The 14,835-nt window shown below is 66.5% G+C and carries 17 protein-coding genes; 10 read left to right on the top strand and 7 right to left on the bottom strand.

Annotated features, from left to right (window positions below; translation table 11 throughout):
- Positions 1–150 precede the first annotated feature (150 nt).
- Positions 151–393: a hypothetical protein gene (locus tag AC5Y43_RS05865; RefSeq protein ID WP_499970223.1), complete on the top strand. Its 243-nt coding sequence runs from the start codon at positions 151–153 to the stop codon at positions 391–393.
- Here AC5Y43_RS05865 and AC5Y43_RS05860 read toward each other — a convergent pair.
- From AC5Y43_RS05860 to AC5Y43_RS05850, 3 genes are all read right to left on the bottom strand, one after another.
- Positions 390–1,349, bottom strand: coding sequence for a phosphotransferase family protein (locus AC5Y43_RS05860; RefSeq protein ID WP_499970221.1), 960 nt, complete (start codon positions 1,347–1,349; stop codon positions 390–392). The two genes, AC5Y43_RS05865 and AC5Y43_RS05860, sit on opposite strands and share 4 nt — an antisense overlap.
- Positions 1,350–2,144, bottom strand: a complete 795-nt coding sequence (locus AC5Y43_RS05855; protein ID WP_499970218.1) for an SDR family NAD(P)-dependent oxidoreductase — start codon at positions 2,142–2,144, stop codon at positions 1,350–1,352. It abuts the gene before it with no gap.
- A gap of 61 nt (positions 2,145–2,205) precedes the next feature.
- A complete protein-coding gene (locus AC5Y43_RS05850) occupies positions 2,206–3,135 on the bottom strand; it encodes an alpha/beta hydrolase (RefSeq protein WP_499970216.1) in 930 nt (309 codons plus the stop codon).
- A gap of 79 nt (positions 3,136–3,214) precedes the next feature.
- On the opposite strand from AC5Y43_RS05850, the gene AC5Y43_RS05845 reads away from it, so the two are divergent.
- From AC5Y43_RS05845 to AC5Y43_RS05830, 4 genes are all read left to right on the top strand, one after another.
- Positions 3,215–3,586, top strand: coding sequence for a hypothetical protein (locus tag AC5Y43_RS05845; protein ID WP_499970214.1), 372 nt, complete (start codon positions 3,215–3,217; stop codon positions 3,584–3,586).
- A gap of 4 nt (positions 3,587–3,590) precedes the next feature.
- A complete protein-coding gene (locus AC5Y43_RS05840; RefSeq protein ID WP_499970212.1) occupies positions 3,591–3,914 on the top strand; it encodes a DMT family transporter in 324 nt (107 codons plus the stop codon).
- A gap of 60 nt (positions 3,915–3,974) precedes the next feature.
- Positions 3,975–4,691: a C39 family peptidase gene (locus AC5Y43_RS05835; RefSeq protein ID WP_499970210.1), complete on the top strand. Its 717-nt coding sequence runs from the start codon at positions 3,975–3,977 to the stop codon at positions 4,689–4,691.
- 65 nt (positions 4,692–4,756) lie between these two features.
- Positions 4,757–5,032, top strand: coding sequence for a hypothetical protein (locus AC5Y43_RS05830; RefSeq protein WP_499970208.1), 276 nt, complete (start codon positions 4,757–4,759; stop codon positions 5,030–5,032).
- A 5-nt stretch (positions 5,033–5,037) separates the two neighbouring features.
- On the opposite strand, the gene AC5Y43_RS05825 is transcribed toward AC5Y43_RS05830, so the two are convergent.
- Positions 5,038–6,198: a 3-keto-5-aminohexanoate cleavage protein gene (locus AC5Y43_RS05825; RefSeq protein ID WP_499970206.1), complete on the bottom strand. Its 1,161-nt coding sequence runs from the start codon at positions 6,196–6,198 to the stop codon at positions 5,038–5,040.
- A gap of 52 nt (positions 6,199–6,250) precedes the next feature.
- Positions 6,251–6,604 (bottom strand): ferredoxin, encoded by a 354-nt coding sequence (fdxA, locus tag AC5Y43_RS05820; RefSeq protein ID WP_499970204.1) that lies wholly within the window; start codon positions 6,602–6,604, stop codon positions 6,251–6,253.
- A gap of 294 nt (positions 6,605–6,898) precedes the next feature.
- Between fdxA and ctaD the strand changes: the two genes are divergently transcribed.
- Together ctaD and AC5Y43_RS05810 are read left to right on the top strand one after the other, a co-directional pair.
- Positions 6,899–8,644: an aa3-type cytochrome oxidase subunit I gene (ctaD, locus tag AC5Y43_RS05815; RefSeq protein WP_499970202.1), complete on the top strand. Its 1,746-nt coding sequence runs from the start codon at positions 6,899–6,901 to the stop codon at positions 8,642–8,644.
- The gene (locus tag AC5Y43_RS05810; RefSeq protein WP_499970200.1) at positions 8,641–9,387 is read left to right on the top strand and encodes a succinate dehydrogenase/fumarate reductase iron-sulfur subunit; all 747 of its coding nucleotides are present in this window, start codon (positions 8,641–8,643) and stop codon (positions 9,385–9,387) included. The genes ctaD and AC5Y43_RS05810 overlap by 4 nt, the downstream gene beginning before the upstream one ends.
- A 19-nt stretch (positions 9,388–9,406) precedes the next feature.
- Here the strand turns inward: AC5Y43_RS05810 and AC5Y43_RS05805 are convergent, their stop codons facing one another.
- Both AC5Y43_RS05805 and AC5Y43_RS05800 read right to left on the bottom strand, forming a co-directional pair.
- Positions 9,407–9,844 carry a group III truncated hemoglobin gene (locus AC5Y43_RS05805; protein ID WP_499970198.1) on the bottom strand — a complete coding sequence of 146 codons (438 nt, stop codon included), beginning with the start codon at positions 9,842–9,844 and terminating at the stop codon, positions 9,407–9,409.
- Positions 9,837–10,571, bottom strand: coding sequence for a helix-turn-helix transcriptional regulator (locus AC5Y43_RS05800; RefSeq protein WP_499970196.1), 735 nt, complete (start codon positions 10,569–10,571; stop codon positions 9,837–9,839). Before AC5Y43_RS05800 ends, AC5Y43_RS05805 begins: the two co-directional genes overlap by 8 nt.
- Positions 10,572–10,656: 85 nt before the next feature.
- Here AC5Y43_RS05800 and AC5Y43_RS05795 point away from each other — a divergent pair, with 85 nt between their 5' ends.
- From AC5Y43_RS05795 to AC5Y43_RS05785, 3 genes are read left to right on the top strand one after another with little or no spacing between them, the layout of a single operon-like run.
- Complete coding sequence (locus AC5Y43_RS05795; RefSeq protein ID WP_499970193.1) at positions 10,657–11,646, top strand: Acg family FMN-binding oxidoreductase; 990 nt, start codon at positions 10,657–10,659, stop codon at positions 11,644–11,646.
- A 21-nt stretch (positions 11,647–11,667) separates the two neighbouring features.
- Positions 11,668–14,478, top strand: coding sequence for an aconitate hydratase (locus AC5Y43_RS05790; RefSeq protein ID WP_499970191.1), 2,811 nt, complete (start codon positions 11,668–11,670; stop codon positions 14,476–14,478).
- Between the two features lie 30 nt (positions 14,479–14,508).
- Positions 14,509–14,835, top strand: coding sequence for a carboxymuconolactone decarboxylase family protein (locus AC5Y43_RS05785; protein WP_499970189.1), 327 nt, complete (start codon positions 14,509–14,511; stop codon positions 14,833–14,835).

Genomic DNA, 14,835 nt, shown 5'->3' with positions numbered 1-14,835 from the left:
CCGGCGTCGACGTATTTGCTGGGCCCCCGCCACAGTTGTTGTCCGTTCGTAACTGGAATGCGACTTCACGTCTTGATGCTGGCAGGCAACCGTTTCCTTCGCCGGACGGCTAGAATTGCCACTATCCGACACCAGGCCAGAGAGGCTGCTATGAAACGTCACCTGCTCGCGCTGGGGATCCTGGCCGGTGGGATGACGGCCATGACCTTGGTCGTCGGCCCCGGCGTCGCGCACGCGGATGATCCATTTACACCGCCGGCGCCCGGGTTGATCGATCAATTGCTGACCGAAACACCGGACCTCTTTGTGGATCCCCGCGACGAGGGCGGCCCGTCGGCCAATTCGAACCGCACCGGCATGTATTGCCAAAACTTGTATGTTCGGTGCCACTAATCCAGCATCGACCGCGCCCGCTCCAGCAGTCCCGGCAGGGCGACGGCCATCGCCTCCAACTCCGCTCGCGGAGAGCGCCTTCGGCGATTGTGCTTGACGATCAGCGACCACGTCGCCGCTGACTTGAAACAGGCCAGGGCGGTGAACCAACTCAAATCTGGTATCTTGCAACCCAATTCAGCCTGATAGATCTCGGCGAGTTCGGCGGTCGGCGGAACGACGCCGGCCGGGGCGGCAACGCGCCGGTAGGTGTCCGGGTCGCAGTTGATCAGAAACCAGCCCACATCGATGCGCGGATCGCCGAGCGACCAGATCTCCCAATCGATCACCGCGTTGACCCGGCTGCCCTCGGCGAGCGTGTTGCCCAGCCGGAAGTCGCCGTGCACCACGCGGGGCCCCACGGCCGTTGGCGCACAAGCCAACAGCGCGTCGCGCACGCCCTGCCAGCCGGGCACCAGTGTCGCGTCGACGGTCTGCAGCGTGTCACACCAGCGCCGGACTTCCGCGACCGCGTCGACGACGGGTTCGCCACCCAAGCCCAGGTCGGCCGGTGACAGGACGTGCAGGGCGGCCATCACGCGGCACGCGGTGCGGTACCGCTCGGGTAGATCGGGGCTGGGGGCACAGCCGTCGAACAAAGGCTCCACGCACTCACCCTCGGCGCGCGACATCACGAACAGCGGCGGCGTGTCCGGCGGGTCGCCGGGATCCTCCCACAGCACCTGTGGGACCGGGACCGGGCTCGCCGCAAGCGCTTTCATGATGCGGGCCTGACGCAGCACGTCGCGGTGCGCGACCGGCTCGACACCGGGCGGCGCGACCTTGATCACCGCCGCCCGGCCGTCGCACTCACCGCGAAAGGTAAGGCTGGACGCGCCGCCGGCGAGCGGAACCACGCCGGCAACGCCGGCGGCACGCAACCGCCGCCGCAGCGTGCCTAGGTCGAGCTCGACCATTCAGCTCGCCGGCCAGCCGACTTCGGCGAGGAAGGACTGGGTATGCGCGATGCGCCCGGTCATGGTCTTCGGGTCGCCGGTGCACAACCGCACGGCGGTCTCGGTGATCAGTTCGATGTCCTCGGTGTCGGTCTTGGCCAGGTCCAGGGTCCCCGCCCCGGGGGTGGCCACGGGGTTGGTCGGCGCGGCGGCGTTGACGGCGATGCCGTCGTCGTAGAGTTCGGCGGCAAGGCTTTTGGTGAGCCGGTTGAGTGCGGCCTTGACCGTCCCGTAGACACCGAACCCCGCGGTCCGGTCGAACTCCGAGAACGGCGGTCCGGTGGGCAGGTCACCGCCGACCGACGTCACGTTGAGGATCCAGCCCCGGCCCCGCTCGCGCATCGCGGGGATCGCCAACTGACTCAGATGCAACGGTGCGAGCACATGCATCTCGACCATCAGGCGCGCGCGCCGCTCGGGGAACCCGTCCAGCAGCCGCAGGAAGGTGACCGCGGCGTTGTTGACCAGGATGTCGGGCGCGCCGACGGCGCCGGCCACCTCGGCGAAAAGCCTTTCGCGGTCCTCGGATTGGGAGAGATCCGCCTGGACCGCGACGGCCTTGCCGCCGGCGGCGACGATCTCGTCGCGGGTCTGGCTCAACGATCCGTGGTATTTGGGGTCCGGGTCCATCGTGCGGGCCGTCAGCGCCACGGTGGCGCCGCGCGCGGCGAGCCGCGCGGCGATCGCCTTGCCCAGACCCCGGCTACTCCCGGTGACCAGTGCCACCATCCCGTCGCAGCGTTGATCTGCGCCCATGTGCATGCCTCCACTCCTCGGCCGGGTACCGGAAACGGCTTCTCCAATGAAGAGAATGCCATTATCCGCTGTCGGCCGGAAGGGCGGTCTCCACCCAGCCGAGGAGGCGCCGCCACAGCCGCTGGCGGCTCGACGCCATGTTGTGGCAGTGCGCGCTGTCGGCCAGGACGACGGTGGTGATGTCGGGGCTGGCGCGGTACAGGCCGGCCTCCGCGCGGGGCTCCGGCGAGACGTCGACGACGCCGTAGCCCAGGAGCACGGGAACGCCGATCCGCGCGGCATGGTCGGCGACTACGCCGGGGATCATCGCGGTGCCAAACACCCGCGGTACCACGGACTTTGCGGTGACACAGTCCGCGGCCACGACGTCGGCGGGCACGTCGGCGAGGTGAAACCAGCTCTGCAGGTACTCACGGGGGCCCTCGAAATAGGGGTCGGGCAGGGCGGAGAGGATCTGCCGGGCCAGTTCGGCGCGGCCTTGCGGGGTCGCGGCTTGCGCGAGGACCGCGGCATCCAGGTTCAGCGGCGCGACGTGCTGGTTGGTGCAGCCCAGCGCCGCCAGGCCGGCGTAACTGCCGAAGAGCGCCTGCTGGACGATGGCCAGGTAGGCCCCCAATGAATGCGCCACGGCGACCGCGGGTGCGTGGTCACCGGTAACGCCCGGCAGCGCGGCCACGGCCCGGGCGAGTGCGGCGGCGATGTCGGCGAAGCCGAAAGCGCTTGCGGGCTTGGAACTTTCGCCGGTGCCGAGTGGGTCGATCGTCACGACGGCATAGCCGTTGCGGGTGGCGAAGTCGGCGAAGCTGTAGCCGCTGCGGCCGGGAATGTTCAGGTCCCAGTATTCGCGGCTGTAGGTGCCGCCGGGCAGGCAGACAAGGACGGCGGGGGCCGGAACGCCCCCGGCCGCGGGGTAATAGGTCGCCGCCAACGACGCCTCCTCGCCGATCGCGTCGCCGACGTCGAAGCGCATCGGTCGTGCGGAAACGGTCATGGCGCACCCTCCGTCGTAGCCGTCATAGTTTCTACCGTCGTAGCGTGGTGGTTGGTTGCAGGTGTCGTCGGGAGGTGCCATGGGTCAAGGATCCGAACGTGCTGAGCAGGTCGGGGAGCGGGTGCAGGAGCTTCGCCAGCGGCGGGCCGAGCTGGCCGCCGGCGAGCGGCCGTCCCCGGAGTCGGTGATCCTCGCGCAACATCGCGCCGAGGAATCGCTGCGGTTCGCCGTCGACGCTCATCACGCCGCCGCCCGGCGGCACGAGGAACTGGCGCGGGCGCACGAGCGCACGGCCAACGCCTACCAGCGCGCCGCGATGGCCGGGCGCGGGGGCTCGGCCCGGCTGCAGCAGGCGGCCGACGAGCACTGGCAGGCCGCCCACGACAGCCACCTCGAGGCTGTCGAGGACGAGGCGCAGGCCGAGAACCCGGCGACGTCGTCGTCGCGGTGACTCGATGACCTACCTCATCCTGCTGTGTGCGATCTTCGCCGAAGTGGTCGCGACCAGCCTGCTCAAGAGCACCGAAGGGTTCAGCCGGCTGTGGCCGACGCTCACCTGCCTGGCCGGGTACGCCGTCTCCTTCGCATTGTTGGCCCTGTCGATCTCGCGCGGCATGCGCACGGACGTCGCCTACGCGTTGTGGTCGGCGATCGGCACGGCCGCCATCGTGCTGATCGCCGTGCTGTTCCTCGGCTCCCCCGTGTCCGCGGCGAAGGTCGCCGGCGTCGCGCTGATCATCGCCGGCGTGGTCACACTGAACCTGGCCGGAGCCCATTAGCAGGTAACGAACGCAGCCTCTTCTCAGACATGTATTGGAGATTCGTGAGAAGGGCACAGCATGATCGGCACCCGCACGGCCCCGGCGGTCCTGGCCGGCGCGGCAGCGTTGGGCATGGCGCTGGGCTTGAACGTGGGCCTGGACGCGGGGACCGCGCACGCCACGCCCACCCCGCCCCGCGGCGAGGGCACGCTCTTTGGCAATCCCGCGGCGGCCGCCCCGTTCTGGCGCTACCAGGGATACGACGACGACTGCGTGGAGATGGCCGTCGCCGACGTGGTCGGTGAGCTGACCGGTCGCCAGCCCACCGAGCGCGACATCGTCAAGCTGGCGCAGTCCACTCCGAGCGTCGTGCACGCCGGGCCGGTGTACACCAAGCCGAAGCAGCACAAGGCCGGCGCCGGCACCTCCTTCGACGACGAGCCGGTGCTGCTCGCGCACTACGGGATCCACGCCGTGACCACCAACAGGGACAGCGCCGCAAGCGCCGGCGTCCCCACGGACATGAGCGCGCTCGAGCAGGATCTGGTTAAGGGCCGCAAGGTGATCGCAGGGGTCAACTCCGAAGTCATCTGGGGCGAGCTCGTCGAGGACAAGACACCGGACGGCCGGCCCGAGGCCAACCACGCGGTGGTCGTCACCGGTATCGACACCGCTGACGGCGTCGTGTACCTCAACGACAGCGGCAACGAAGACGGCCGAAGCGAGCGGGTGCCGCTCGACGTCTTCGCCCGATCGTGGGCCAGCAGCGACGACCAGATGACCGTCACCGATTAGGGCGGGACTCCGTCCCGCGAGAAGCGCTCTACACTGGCCGGCGAGATGCGGGTGAAGGTGAAACATTGAGGCTTGCCACCAAAATCGCCGCCGGCGGGCTCGTCGCCCTGCCGGCGCTGTTCGGCGCGGGCACCGCGCACGCCGACAGCGACCTGGAAAAGCAGGCCTGCCAGCTGATGGACGACCCGGCCGGCCCCGAAGCTGGTTACGCGCCAGCGGAATACGCCTTCATGATGCTGCGCGCCAGGATGTCGGCCGAGGCCGCGCGGAACGTCATGTCCCTGGCGGCCCAGGACTACTGCCCCAATCACATCGTCGATCTGCCGGCCAGCTGGCGGTAATACCGCTAGCGGGCGCCCTTGCCCGCTACCGACTGGGCATCTTCCGGCGGTGACGTGTCCTCGCATAACTCGACCCTGATCGCCCGTTCCGGACAGCTCGCCGCACCCTCGATGGCCTTCTCCAGGAGGCTGGCATCGACGTAGGGCTTGACGACGACGCAGAAGCCCTCGGCGTCGGGTTGATAGATCTCTGGGGCGTGGGAGTAGCACACGCCCCATCCCAGGCAGCGATTTCGGTTGACGACCACCCTTATCAGCTCGGTTTCGTCCACCTCGGCCGCAGCGAAGCGGGCGCGCATGTCAGCCTGTGTGGCCGGGGTGAGCCCCCGTTTGGTGATGAGGTTGACCGCGCGATCCACCATCTCGGCGTTGGTGACAGTCCGGAACACCGACGGACAGTCCCCGATGCCCACGCGAATGCCCAGTCCACGGTCCAGTGCGTGCTCCCAGAGCTCTTGACAGCGTTCGGCGGAGCTCATCGCATATGGCACGACGACGATTTCGTGGTCGATCCATTTCGGGATGCGCGAGACCAGGAAGTCGAGTACGGCAGGGTCAGGCTCGTTATTGGACACCCAACGATCGGAAAAGAACAGCTTGATATTCAATGGTTGCCGCAAGATCCCGATGCGGGCGGCCAGTATCACCCAGCGTAGGTCGACGGCGTTGAACACGGCGATGCTCGGTACCAGCCCCACCTTGGTGAATTGGTCGAGTTCGGGCGGGTAGGGCGGATGTGAGCCGTTCGGATCGTCGGGGCCGAAATCGGCCACTTGGAACTGGTTCTCGTCTTCCAGCCACACCACGCGCTTGACGTGCTGAACCGGGTCGAACGGTGCGAACAACAACTCGGCACCGGCTGGTGGCCGCGCGGCCAGCGCCCAGACGTGCTCGAGGCTACCGGCGTAGCCAGGGTAGGCCAGCGGATCCACATCACGGGCCGCCGTAGCCAATACGGCGCGGGAGACCTCGTCGTCGGACCAGGCTTGCCGACCGTCATCGTATCGGGCATGGTAATGAACCACCGTGGCTCCGTGCTGAATACACTCCACCACATCGCGAGCCGTCTCTTCAGCACCGTAGGGCACGTTCGGGTTTTCGTCCTTGGTGGCCTCCTCGTTGACCCCGACTTCCAGGCACACCTTGCCGTCGTCGCGAAGGCTCATCGCGTTGCTGCCCTTTCTTCACAGGTGTCCGCATGTGACATGGCGACCGCGCTCACGCTTGCTGCTCGTCCCGCCTGGGCAGGCTGGCCACCAGCGGTGTGTCGACGCCCAGCGGGCCGACTTTGGCAGCCCCGCCCGGTGACCCCAGCGGCTCGTTACGACCGGCCAGCGGGTCGAAGAAGAACGCCGCGTTGTCCGCTAGATAGGGTTGAAGCTCTTCGGGCAGGTCGTCCTCGTAGTAGATCGCCTCGACGGGGCAGACGGGTTCGCACGCGCCGCAGTCCACACATTCGTCGGGATGGATGTAGAGCGCCCGGCCGCCTTCGTAGATGCAGTCCACCGGGCACTCCTCAACGCACGCCCGGTCCATCACGTCAACACAGGGTTCTCCGATCACATATGCCATGTCGCGGAGTTTACACAAGCGTGCTTGTATAAACCACTCGAATTATGAGCGCCCATGGCCGACAACGAAACCGGCGCCCGCCGACTCCGGCGGCACGGACCGAGGTGACGTGGAAGACCTTCCCAATCCCCCGCCCATGAGGTACCGTTTCCACAAGTGCGCTTGTAGAAATTCCCGGAGGCCCGCAACCCGCAGCTGTGCAAGCCCGACATGCACTCGCCGTCGCGGTAGCCCGCGAACCGACGGGCGTCGGCTAACGGTCGGCCGTCCAACACCGAGTCAGTGGAGGGCCTGATGGCTACCGAAGTGTCGCCGCGAATATTGGTGCCACGCCGCCCTTTTCCCGCGCGGCAGGGACCAAAGGGCAGCCTGCTCTACAAGCTGATCACCACGACCGATCACAAGCTGATCGGCATCATGTACTGCGTCACGTGCTTCATCTTCTTTTTCATCGGCGGCCTGCTGGCGCTGTTGATGCGGACGGAGCTGGCCGCGCCGGGGCTGCAATTTTTGTCCAACGAGCAGTTCGATCAGCTGTTCACCATGCACGGCACGATCATGCTGCTGTTCTACGCCACCCCGATCGTGTTCGGGTTCGCCAACCTGGTGCTGCCGCTGCAAATCGGCGCACCCGACGTCGCGTTCCCGCGGCTCAATGCCCTGTCATTCTGGCTGTTTGCATTCGGCGCGCTGATCGCCCTGGCCGGGTTCATCACCCCCGGCGGCGCTGCCGATTTCGGGTGGACCGCCTACACGCCGCTGTCCAGCGCCGTCAACAGTCCCGGCGCCGGGGGCGACCTGTGGATCCTAGGTTTGGCGGTCGGTGGTTTGGGCACCATTCTGGGCGCGGTCAACATGATCACCACCGTGGTGTGCATGCGCGCGCCGGGGATGACGATGTTCCGGATGCCGATCTTCACCTGGAACATCCTGATCACTTCGATCCTGGTGCTGATCATTTTCCCGCTGCTGACCGCGGCGCTGTTCGGGCTGGCCGCCGACCGCCACCTCGGTGCCCACGTCTACGACCCGGCCAACGGCGGAGTCCTGTTGTGGCAGCACCTGTTCTGGTTCTTCGGCCACCCCGAGGTGTATGTCATCGCGCTGCCGTTTTTCGGCATCATCAGCGAGGTTGTGCCGGTGTTCTCCCGCAAGCCGATCTTCGGCTACACCACGCTGGTGTACGCGACGCTGTCGATCGCGGCGCTGTCGGTGGCGGTGTGGGCGCACCACATGTTCGCCACCGGAGCCGTGCTGCTGCCGTTCTTTTCGTTCATGAGCTACCTGATCGCCGTGCCGACCGGTATCAAATTCGTCAACTGGATCGGCACTATCTGGAAGGGCCAGTTGACCTTCGAGACGCCGATGCTGTTCGCGTTCGGCTTTTTGGTGACGTTCCTGCTGGGCGGACTATCGGGCGTCATGTTGGCCAGCCCACCGATCGACTTCCACGTGACCGACACCTACTTCGTCGTCGCACACTTCCACTACGTGCTGTTCGGCACCATCGTGTTCTCCACGTTCGCCGGTATCTACTTCTGGTTTCCGAAGATGACCGGCCGGCTGCTCGACGAGCGACTGGGCAAGCTGCACTTCTGGCTGACCCTGATCGGCTTCCACACCACCTTCTTGGTCCAGCATTGGCTCGGCAACATGGGTATGCCCCGCCGTTACGCCGACTATCTGCCCACCGACGGCTTCCAGCCGCTGAACATCGTCTCCACGATCGGCGCGTTGATTTTGGGTGTCTCGATGTTCCCGTTCGTGTGGAATGTGTTCAAGAGTTGGCGGTTCGGTGAACCGGTCACCGTCGACGACCCGTGGGGGCACGGCAACTCGCTGGAGTGGGCGACCAGCTGCCCGCCGCCGCGGCACAACTTCACCGAGCTGCCCCGGATCCGTTCGGAGCGCCCGGCTTTCGAGCTGCACTACCCGCACATGATGGAGCGGATGCGCAGCGAGCTGCACGTCGGACACAAACCCCGCATCAATGCCGGGCCGCCACCTGAGAAAACTCCGGCCGACCGGAGAGGTTCGTGACCTACACCGCAACCATGCGGGTATGGCGCGGCGACGGCGGCGGCGGTGAGCTCCGCGACTTCTCCGTCGAGGTCAACCCGGGCGAGGTTGTGCTGGACGTCATCCACCGGCTGCAGGCCACACAAGCCCATGACCTCGCGGTGCGCTGGAACTGCAAAGCGGGCAAATGCGGTTCCTGCTCGGCGGAGATCAACGGCTATCCGAAGTTGATGTGCATGACCCGCATGTCGACCTTTGCCGACGACGACGTCGTCACCGTCACCCCGATGCGAGCCTTCCCCGTAATTCGCGATCTCGTCAGCGATGTCTCGTTCAATTACGAGAAGGCCAGGGAAATCCCGTCGTTCGCGCCACCCAAAGACCTGCGGCCCGGCGAATACCGGATGGCCCAAGCCGACGTCGAGCGCTCCCAGGAGTTCCGCAAGTGCATCGAATGCTTCCTGTGCCAAGACGTCTGCCATGTGATTCGCGACCATGAAGACAACAAGAAGGCGTTCGCCGGACCGCGCTTCTTCATTCGCATCGCCGAGCTGGAGATGCACCCACTCGATACCGCCGACCGGCGGGATCTCTCCCAGGACCGGCACGGCCTGGGGCTGTGCAACATCACCAAGTGCTGCACCGAGGTCTGTCCGGAGCACATCAAGATCACCGACAATGCGATCATCCCGATGAAGGAACGCGTCGCGGGCCGCAGGTATGACCCGGCTGTCTGGCTGGGGCGCAAGCTCTTCCGCCGGTAGTGCTCCGTTCGGACTGGCTTCAGCGGGCAATCAGGGTGTCGAGCTCAGGCGTGTCCGTGCCCGTCAGCCGCCGGTGCATGGCCCAGGCGATCCTGGTGCCCTGGATCTTCGCGCGCTCGGCCACGGGTCCATCGAACATCTCATCAACGGTGTCGATCCATACGGTCAGCCACCGGATGAAGTGACGGCCGCTCAACGGAGTTCGCTCATGGACGCGTCGGTGGGCATGCAACGCACTCCCCCGGTAAAGTCCGGCGCGGAAGAGCGCGGTCTCCCAGAAGTCGGCCATCACCGGGATGTGCGAGTCCAGGCCCGTGCTGCGTAACTCGGCGAAGGGCTCGCCGAGCGTGTCGTCGAGCATCACCCGACCGTAGAACCGGCGCAGCAGCGCCTCGACATCCGCGCGGTCGGCGAGATCGGCGACCGCTTGACCGCCCGGCGCACGCAACTCAGTCATGTGCGATCACCCGTACGAGGCACAAGTCGGGTTCGACGAGCGACTCCAGCTCGGCTTGCATCGCGCGAGAAGCCGAATCGCCCTCGCGGGCCGCGGTATTCGCGAGCAGTCCCCGCAGCATTCCACGGTGCATGGCACACGCCACCTCGGGGTGGGCCCGGGCCAGGTCGCGGACCGGGCAGCTGTGCAGCTCGATGCTCCGCTGGTTGCCGGTCGCCGATGCCTCGGGCGGACTCAGCTCCGGGCCGAATCCCATCCGGTCGAAGACCTTCGCGACCATCTCGGCTTGCTGCTCGAGGACTGCCATCGGTTCGGCACGATCCGGGAACTGTTGGCGCGCTGCAACTGCACCCCTGACGCGCTCGGCCCAGCGGCGGCCGACGGCTTCGGCACGCCGGCGCCGCTCGTCGACGGTGTCACCCAGTTCCAGCGCCAATATCTCGGCCAGGCTTCGATAGTCCAACCGCTCGCGCACGGCAAGGTAGCCGGTGCGGGGACGACCGACACCAGCCCGGGTGATCCGGCTACGCTCGACGACTCCGTCGCCGCACAACGCGTCAAGGTGGAACCGCACCGTGGTCGTATGCAGGCCCAGGCGGGCGCCGAGTTCGGCCGCGTCGACCGGCTCGTCGCGCTCGCGCACCAGTTCAAGGACCCGTTGGCGTTGCTGGTTGCGGCCGGACCGGTGCAGTCGTCCGGCCTCGCTCTCGGCGCGCTGGTAATCCACCCCATCCCTCCTCTCGCCGGTTGCCCTGCGGTTATTTAGAGGATATTATTCATTAATAATAAGCTCGATGCAAGGCAGGTGCGCTGTGTTGGGAACGATGGTGGAGACCGTGAAAATCGAAGTCATCGAGAACGCCCTGCGGTTGGCGTGCCGTGCCCCGTCGCTGTACAACACCCAACCGTGGCGGTGGGCGGCGGACGGCCCCCGCTTGGACCTGTTTCTTGACCGGAGTCGCGTCGTGCACGCGGACCGATCGATGCGGGAGGCCCATATCGGTTGCGGCGGAGCGCTCGAGCATCTTCGGGTGGCGATGGCGGCCGCGGGCTGGAGGGCCGAGGTCGAGCGTTTTCCCGACCCGGATCACCCCACGCACCTGGCACGGGTGGAATTCGCCCCCGCGGGTGACGTGACCGACGAGCAAAGTCGCCGTGCCGACGCGATCTTGAATCGCCGAACCGATCGGCTCCCGTTCTTCGCGCCCGCCGACTGGGGGGCGTTGGAGCCCCTGCTACGCAGCAGCATCGATACCGAGGCGGTGCGTTTGGACGTCCTCGGAGAGGAGATGCGTCCGCGCCTTGCCGAAGCAGCCGAGCTGACCGAATCGCTGCGCCGGTACGACTCCACGTATCATTGCGAACTCAACTGGTGGACATCGCCATTCGAGATTTCGGAGGGCATCCCGTACAGCTCCCTGGTTTCGGTTGCCGAGCACGATCGGGTCGGCGTCAATCGGGCCTTTCCCTTCACCCACCACAGCGAGCGGCGCACCGCGATCGTCCACGACTACTCGGAGATCCTGATGCTGTCGACCGACGGTGACAGCCGCGCCGATGCGCTGGCGTGCGGCGAGGCGCTGTCGAGCGTCCTGTTGGAATGCACGATGGCCGGCTTGGCCACCTGCCCGGTGTCACATCTGACGGAACTGTCGGTCAGCCGCGAACTCCTCGCGGCGCTGACGGACCATACCGACCTGCCCCAGGTCCTGATCCGGGTCGGTGTGGCGCCGGTGCTGGACGCGCTGCCGCCGCCCACCCCGCGGCGTTCGCTCGCCGACGTGTTGCGGTTGACGAGCTGACCCGCAGAGACGCGATATCCCATGGTTTCGAACAGCTTTGGAACACTCGCCCGGCTCACGGTCGACGACAAGACGTACATCATCCACCGCCTCGACCGGATCGACGGCACGGATCGGCTGCCATACAGCTTGAAGATCCTGCTGGAAAATCTGCTGCGCAACGAGGACGGGCGCTTGGTCACCGCTGAGCAGATCAATGCGCTGGCCGCATGGGATCCCCTTGCCCGGCACGGCAGAGAAGTGGCCTATACGCCGGCGCGGGTCCTGATGCAGGACTTCACCGGGGTGCCATGCGTGGTGGATCTGGTCGCGATGCGCGATGCCATCACCGAACTCGGCGGTGACCCGAGACGCATCAATCCGCTGTGTCCGACCGAGTTGGTGATCGACCACTCGGTGATCGCCGATGTCTTCGGTCGCCCGGATGCCTTCCGCATCAACGCCGAATTGGAGTTCGAGCGCAACGCCGAGCGCTACCAGTTGCTGCGTTGGGCGCAGCAGGCCTTCGCGGACTTCCGGGTGGTGCCCCCGGACACTGGCATCTGCCACCAGGTGAACCTGGAATACCTGTCCCGCGTGGTATTCACGCGCGACAGCGCGGACGGGCCGTTGGCATACCCCGACACGCTGGTCGGCACCGACTCACACACGCCGATGGTCAACGGACTGGGTGTGCTGGGCTGGGGTGTCGGCGGCATCGAAGCCGAGGCGGCCATGCTCGGCCAGCCGATGAGCATGCTGATTCCGCAGGTGCTGGGTCTCAAGCTGACCGGCGAGCTACCCCCCGGCGTCACCGCCACCGACCTGGTGCTGACCGTGGCCGAGTTGCTGCGCCGCACCGGTGTGGTTGGCAAGTTCGTCGAGTTCTACGGGCCCGGCGTGGCCAACGTACCGCTCGCCAACCGGGCCACCATCGGCAACATGAGCCCCGAGTACGGCGCGACGTGCGCGATTTTCCCGATCGATGACATCACCTTGGACTACCTACGGCTGACGGGACGCCCCGAGAAACAGATCCGGCTCGTGGAGGTCTACGCCAAGGAGCAGGGCCTGTGGCACCACCCCGACGACGAGCCGACGTTCTCGCAAACGATCGAGCTGGACCTCAGCGCGGTCGAGCCGTCGATCGCGGGGCCCAAACGACCGCAGGACCGCATCCCGTTGCGCGTCGCTCCCCAAGCAGTCGCCGCGCTGCTGTCCGGTCAGACATATGCCGAGGCAATGGAATTGGGTCTGGATGAGGCATCCGCGGAGTCGTTTCCCGCCAGCGATCCGATCGCTGTCAGCAGCGACCACCCCGGCGATCGCCCACACGCGCCGCAGACCGACGGCGACGGAAACGCCTGGCCACGCAACCCGGTCCAAATCAACCTGCACGGAGATCGGGTCAGCGTCGACAACGGGGACGTGGTCATCGCCTCGATCACCTCCTGCACCAACACCTCCAACCCGTCGGTGATGATCGGTGCCGCGCTGCTGGCGAAAAAGGCTGTCGAGAAAGGCCTCACCTCCAAGCCCTGGGTCAAGACCTCACTGGCCCCCGGTTCGCGCGTGGTCACCGACTACTACGAAAGAGCCGGGCTCACACCGTATTTGGACAAGCTCGGATTCAATCTGGTCGGCTACGGCTGCACGACCTGCATCGGTAACTCCGGGCCACTGATTCCCGAGGTAAGCCAGGCGGTAACCGACAACGACCTGACCGTCTGCTCGGTGCTGTCGGGCAACCGGAATTTCGAGGGACGCATCCATCCGGAATGCAAGATGAACTTCCTGGCATCCCCGCTCCTGGTGGTGGCCTACGCGTTGGCGGGTACCTTGCACCTCAACCTGCTGCGCGACCCGCTGGGCACCGGCAGCGACGGGCGGCCCGTCTTCCTGCGCGACATCTGGCCCGCGACCGAGGAGATCACCGGAGTAGTCGCCAGCTCGCTGCGCTCCGAGATGTTCAGTAAGGACTACGACGACGTATATACCGGCGACGAGCGCTGGCGCTCGCTGCCGGTTCCCGACGGCGACAGGTTCGGGTGGGAACCCGACTCGACGTACGTGCGCAAGCCGCCCTACTTCGACGGGATGGAACGTGAGCCCGAGCCGGTCGTAGACATCACCGGCGCCCGGGTGCTCGCGAAACTGGGTGACTCGGTAACGACCGACCACATCAGCCCCGCCGGATCCATCAAGCCAGATTCACCCGCGGGAAAGTACTTGTCGGAGCACGGCATTCAACGCAAGGACTTCAACTCCTACGGTTCACGACGCGGCAACCACGACGTGATGATCCGCGGTACGTTCGCGAACATCCGACTGCGCAACCAGCTCGCACCCGGCACCGAGGGCGGGTGGACGCGCGACTTCACCCGGCCGGGCGGACCGGTGGCGACCATCTATGACGCGTCGGTAGGTTACGCCGGCGCGGGCACCCCCCTGGTTATTCTCGCCGGCAAGGAATACGGGTCGGGTTCGTCGCGCGACTGGGCGGCCAAGGGCACCGCGCTGCTAGGTGTGCGCGCGGTGATCGCCGAGTCCTACGAACGCATCCACCGCTCCAACCTCATCGGGATGGGGGTGCTGCCGCTGCAATTTCCCGACGGGCAAAACGCGGACTCGCTGGAGCTCACCGGTGAGGAGATCGTCGACATCACCGGCATCGACGCATTGCGCGACAAGATCCCCGAGACCGTGCATGTCAAAGCGGGTGACGTCGAGTTCGACGCGATCGTGCGCGTCGACACCCCCGGCGAGGCCGACTACTACCGCCACGGCGGCATCATGCAGTACGTCCTGAGGCAGCTGCTCGGCGACGCCGACGCCGCCGCCCCAACACCCTGACGAGGCAGATCGACGCCGGAAGGAGCCATCATGGCCGGGGAGATGTATCACCCCACCGCCCCCGAGATCCACCAACTCCGTAGGGAACTCGCCCCGCACACCCACGACGCGTTCGAGGCGTTCAGCCGTGCGGTGTTCGCCGACGGCGCGCTGCCCGAAAAAACCAAACAGCTGATCGCTGTCGCGGTCGCCCACACCACCCAATGTCCCTACTGCATCCGCGGCCACACGCGGCTCGCGCGCCGGAAAGGCAACAGCGACCAGGAGATCATGGAGGCCATCTGGGTCGCCGCCGAGATGCGCGCCGGGGGCGCTTATGCTCACGCCACGCTGGCCCTCGAGGAACTCGCCAAATAA

Source organism: Mycobacterium sp. NGS57, from assembly GCF_059812405.1.
Note: the sequence above shows the minus strand (reverse complement) of the source record. Positions and strands in the feature narration are given on the sequence as shown.

Bases quoted from the DNA above. Each gene is read 5' to 3' on its own strand.
- AC5Y43_RS05790 (WP_499970191.1), top strand. From the start codon at position 11,668: ATGGTTTCGAACAGCTTTGGAACACTCGCCCGGCTCACGGTCGACGAC.
- AC5Y43_RS05840 (WP_499970212.1), top strand. From the start codon at position 3,591: ATGACCTACCTCATCCTGCTGTGTGCGATCTTCGCCGAAGTGGTCGCG.
- AC5Y43_RS05785 (WP_499970189.1), top strand. From the start codon at position 14,509: ATGGCCGGGGAGATGTATCACCCCACCGCCCCCGAGATCCACCAACTC.
- AC5Y43_RS05855 (WP_499970218.1), bottom strand. From the start codon at position 2,144: ATGGGCGCAGATCAACGCTGCGACGGGATGGTGGCACTGGTCACCGGG.
- AC5Y43_RS05850 (WP_499970216.1), bottom strand. From the start codon at position 3,135: ATGACCGTTTCCGCACGACCGATGCGCTTCGACGTCGGCGACGCGATC.
- ctaD (WP_499970202.1), top strand. From the start codon at position 6,899: ATGGCTACCGAAGTGTCGCCGCGAATATTGGTGCCACGCCGCCCTTTT.
- AC5Y43_RS05845 (WP_499970214.1), top strand. From the start codon at position 3,215: ATGGGTCAAGGATCCGAACGTGCTGAGCAGGTCGGGGAGCGGGTGCAG.
- AC5Y43_RS05835 (WP_499970210.1), top strand. From the start codon at position 3,975: ATGATCGGCACCCGCACGGCCCCGGCGGTCCTGGCCGGCGCGGCAGCG.
- AC5Y43_RS05825 (WP_499970206.1), bottom strand. From the start codon at position 6,198: ATGAGCCTTCGCGACGACGGCAAGGTGTGCCTGGAAGTCGGGGTCAAC.
- AC5Y43_RS05805 (WP_499970198.1), bottom strand. From the start codon at position 9,844: ATGACTGAGTTGCGTGCGCCGGGCGGTCAAGCGGTCGCCGATCTCGCC.
- AC5Y43_RS05865 (WP_499970223.1), top strand. From the start codon at position 151: ATGAAACGTCACCTGCTCGCGCTGGGGATCCTGGCCGGTGGGATGACG.
- AC5Y43_RS05860 (WP_499970221.1), bottom strand. From the start codon at position 1,349: ATGGTCGAGCTCGACCTAGGCACGCTGCGGCGGCGGTTGCGTGCCGCC.
- fdxA (WP_499970204.1), bottom strand. From the start codon at position 6,604: ATGGCATATGTGATCGGAGAACCCTGTGTTGACGTGATGGACCGGGCG.